Annotated in this window: 5 protein-coding genes; 1 reads left to right on the plus strand and 4 read right to left on the minus strand. The window is 55.7% G+C overall.

All coding sequences use genetic code 11. The features are described from left to right. Positions 1–340: 340 nt before the first annotated feature. Together AC1DOX_RS30805 and AC1DOX_RS30810 are read right to left on the minus strand one after the other, a co-directional pair. Positions 341–466, minus strand: a complete 126-nt coding sequence (locus AC1DOX_RS30805) for a hypothetical protein (protein ID WP_441624632.1) — start codon at positions 464–466, stop codon at positions 341–343. Between the two features lie 1,222 nt (positions 467–1,688). Further along, positions 1,689–2,132, minus strand: a complete 444-nt coding sequence (locus AC1DOX_RS30810; RefSeq protein ID WP_441624633.1) for a GNAT family N-acetyltransferase — start codon at positions 2,130–2,132, stop codon at positions 1,689–1,691. 301 nt (positions 2,133–2,433) lie between these two features. On the opposite strand from AC1DOX_RS30810, the gene AC1DOX_RS30815 reads away from it, so the two are divergent. Further along, positions 2,434–2,910: a DUF72 domain-containing protein gene (locus AC1DOX_RS30815; RefSeq protein WP_441624634.1), complete on the plus strand. Its 477-nt coding sequence runs from the start codon at positions 2,434–2,436 to the stop codon at positions 2,908–2,910. Here AC1DOX_RS30815 and AC1DOX_RS30820 read toward each other — a convergent pair. Together AC1DOX_RS30820 and AC1DOX_RS30825 are read right to left on the minus strand one after the other, a co-directional pair. Next, positions 2,907–3,044 carry a hypothetical protein gene (locus AC1DOX_RS30820; protein WP_441624635.1) on the minus strand — a complete coding sequence of 46 codons (138 nt, stop codon included), beginning with the start codon at positions 3,042–3,044 and terminating at the stop codon, positions 2,907–2,909. The genes AC1DOX_RS30815 and AC1DOX_RS30820 overlap by 4 nt on opposite strands. Positions 3,045–3,134: 90 nt before the next feature. Beyond that, positions 3,135–3,512: hypothetical protein (locus AC1DOX_RS30825; protein WP_477114095.1), on the minus strand; the 378-nt coding region annotated here is incomplete at its 5' end.

Raw genomic sequence — 3,512 nt, forward strand, 5'->3', positions numbered from 1 at the left:
CCCCCCCCATCCAGCGTTACCTGATTGTTTTCGACAACTACGCGCCCCCTATGTTCGGCGGCTAGCCATCGAGGGTCGACCGTTGAGACCAACCGCAACTGGTAGATATTCATAAGACTATCCCCGCGGACGATAACTGCGCCGTCTTCATGAGCCCATTAAGCGGCGCTCTGCCAACGCGAGAAACGCCTTCATTGCACTTCCCCAAACATGACAAATGCGGAGAAGCCAGGCTGGCCTTTCAGCTCACCCGCGCTCTCCGCAAAGTTGCTGCACTCGAGCTTCGTTGCAATGGCCTTCGCCTTGGCAACGACCCCTCGGTTCGCCTGATAGGAGCAGGTTACTGCTTCTTCGTCTTGTCCACGCTGGCTGCGGTCTTCGTGGCTTCGGGCTGCACGTCGGGCTTCGCCATATCTGCCTTGGCCTTCACCTTGTTGGAATCATTCTTTGCCTCAGACTTTGCCATACCAGCCTCGGCCAAAAATCCACGCGTGTCGCAGTGACTGCCGCCCTCGCAGGTGGACGCTAAATCGGCCGCTACACAGTGCTCGTAAAATCAAATACTTTCTATACAACATATTCCGCTCATTTCTGTAGCATCGACGACGGCTCTATTCCACCGAAAAGTTGAGGTATTCTTAACATATTATTAAGCAAGTTCCTGCTCATTATAGGAGAGACCAATATTTCCCATAGCTATAAACAATATGAAAAAAGTATCTGTTTGACGACTACGTAAGTTGCAATGCACAAACTATATTTAATGCAATTTTTACAGGATGACTTCTTGTAACCACCTGAAAAAAGGAGGTGGAATAATGCTGAAGAAGCTCTTACTCCTCGCTATGGCGGGGGCGGCACTCGGTGCCGGAGTCAGTTACGCCGGTAACGGGGCACGTGATGTCTATACGGATGGTGCTAGTACGATGGGGCCGCGAGACCCGTATACCGATGGAAGCAGAACAACGGATAGACGGGATGTGTTCACCGATGGCGCGAGAGTCACGGACCGGAGGGATGCGTTTACCGATGGCTCTTGAATCACGAAACGCGCTCGGTACCGTAGAAGAAGGCGTTGCAAAAGTGAGCGCCGACCGGGTTGGAGAGGTACGCCGAGGTAATGGAAGAGCCCCTGTAAAGGGGCTCTTTGTTCTTCAGGCTTCCGGCCAACAAGCGCAGAGTCGGGGCACGCGCTCACGACATGGGGCCTACGGCAGGAAGGAGCCTATTATGATTCAAACATTGCTGAGTCTTGCGCTAGTTTTCCTGTTGGCAGTCTATTGCCCCGCGTGCCCTGCGCAATCTGTCAAGAGCAGGCCACCACATCGGTCGAGCAGCCAGCCGAGTTCCGCACCAGCAGATGTGTCACGAGCAGATGTGACACCAGCAGATTCTGACAAACGCGAATCTGAAGCGAAACCCGATGATGAAAAAAGCCCTGCTACCAGTGCACCGCGCGGAGGGACGACAGCTCCGGTACCGGAAGGCTCCAAGCGATATCTAGCGCCCGAAAGTAAGTAGGCTTGGACGGCCTCGGTGTTGTACTGGGTCTGAGGTGGACTGGGCACTAGTGGCCGGCTAAGGTCGGCACCAGGCAAGGGTCAAAAGCACCAGAGAGGCGGAGCAATTGGCTTGACGCACGAGTTTCCTCCAAGACGAGCCCATCAGCGGGGCTGTGGCGCAAGGTCTCAATGGAGACCACCGCACATGTAACGCGCTCCTGCACCAAATCGACGAAGGAATTCCTTCGATAGCTGCATTTCCCGCGGCAGGTCGGCCAACGAGGTAAGCGCGAACCCAAAGCGAGCAAAGAACTCGGGATGTTCAGATGTGAAAACTGCAGCCTTGGCGCAGCCACGTGCGCGGGCGCGCATCAAGACAGCCCTGAAAAGGTGGGTGCCAACCTGGTGGCCACGGTACTCTGCCAGCACAGCAACGGCTTGAATGACGACCCTCTCACCAAGAATTTCAGCACACGCACAGCCGATTACCTGTTCTCCTAGGGTAGCCAGGCTGTAGAGGCGGGCTGAGGAGTCCATATCGCCGCCAGACATGCCGCAGGAACTGAGCACCGTCGAGATGGCTTGCACGTCTGCCGACCTAGCGGCGCGAATTCGCACATCCTTTTGCATTCCTCGTCTCTTTACATCCGACACCCGTGCTGTACCTCAAGGACATCTCGCATTTACAACGTGCGCCCGTCCAGTCCATACACTTTCCAGCGCTGACTCATGCGCACAACAAATCGAACACACCTCAGCAATGCAGTTGTCACGCCCACGTTTCCATCGCTGAAATATGCCTTAAGAGAACTGAATTGGTATCACTCGATTGAGTTACCAACGTGCGTCACCACATGCTGTCCTTCTTAACTCTGATACAAGGAAAACTAATTTCACCTCGCCCTGCTATCGATGGGGTGCGACGAGTGCGGTGAAGGAGGAGCGAGAGCGAGAGCACGGAGCCGTTCACGTCCTCGTCGATGCTTCGACGGGGGTGGCAAACCGCATGCGGACTGTATGGTCGGCTACGAATTCGGGGCTTGCGATAGTCCGTCTTCATGGCCGCAACGCCGAAATGTGGAATGCCGTCGGCACAGCGTCAACTGCCGCGAGGTACGCTAACAGCGACGATGAGTTGCAGGAGCTGGCGGAGCCAATACGCACGCTTGCAGCGCGGGTCACCACAACGCATGTCGTGTTCAGCAACTGCTACGAAGTCGTCCGAACTGAAACTGCCGCCGGCTATTTCACCCGTCTTGGCTTCAAGCCAGCCGACCGTGCGGCCATACCTGACGAACTGCTGGCTTCTCGTGTGTTCTCGGATACCGGGAACCAACATAGCAAGAGCAGCACCTCATCGGATAACGATGAGCGCGCGCGATTGTATTCGTCCTCGAACGGCAGCTAGCGTAGCTCCTCACTTGTTAGCGCCAGCACATCCGCGCCCGTCTCAAGCATGGCGGCTTTCTGCAACAGGTGAACGACATCTTCCTGCGGCACGTCGTTCTTCCTTGAGCCGAAGCGCTGCACTTGCAGTTGCATGCGCAACGCCGCTGCTTCCTGGCGCAAGGCATGGATACATGCCGCCGTCCGTTGGGCCAGATTCCCAACCGTCCAATAATCCGAGCGACATCACTTCTGCACGTGCCCCTTCAATTCCGACTCAATCTGGTCGAACAATATGTTGTTCCAGTCCGGCGGAAAATTCAGTGGTGCGAGCACCGGCTTACTCACAATCGCAACGTCCGTCGCAGCGTCACTCACAGGGCGAAGCCATATCGCAACACGCTCCCCCCAACTCCACAGTGAAATGCCGTGCGACACGACAATTCTTCCAGYRGAATTGTCACTTTCTACAAGCTCAAGTTTCTTCGCCTTCGCTGCCGCGAGCGTTGCATCGTAGACAGTTGCATAAGGCGCCTGGTAGACCCTGTGCACGCCTTCTTCTTTCGATTCCTTGACGGACTCCGTCGAAGCGCACCCGCAGCATACGGCGATGAAGCCAAGTGA

This window comes from Cupriavidus sp. 01L415, from assembly GCF_056400065.1.